Consider the following 274-nt stretch of genomic DNA (forward strand, 5'->3'; position numbering starts at 1 on the left):
TACGCACCACCCCGTCAGTAGCTGAACAGGAGGGACAGCTGATAGAAACAGAAGCCACTGGAGCACCTCAAAAACACCATCATACACTAAATCAGTAAGTTGGCAGCATCACCCACCTTGACTACTGACATGTTCTACTATGTTTTATATGCTTATTCATTGACCTGCTCCCCGTTGATTAGTACACCCCGATGTTAGTAATGTCTTCATAAGCCACATGAGGACATCCCCATGAAGAAGCGTTTTTCCGACGAACAGATCATCAGTATTCTCC

General features: G+C 45.3%; 1 protein-coding gene. It reads right to left on the minus strand.

What is annotated here, in order from left to right; genetic code table 11:
- The coding region (locus FHC49_RS24735; protein WP_097491765.1) for an IS1 family transposase at nt 1-58 on the minus strand (58 nt) is incomplete at its 3' end.
- Nucleotides 59-274: the final 216 nt, after the last annotated feature.

The sequence above is a fragment of the Kluyvera sp. EC_51 genome (assembly GCF_019584505.1).
Taxonomy (GTDB): domain Bacteria; phylum Pseudomonadota; class Gammaproteobacteria; order Enterobacterales; family Enterobacteriaceae; genus Kluyvera; species Kluyvera sichuanensis.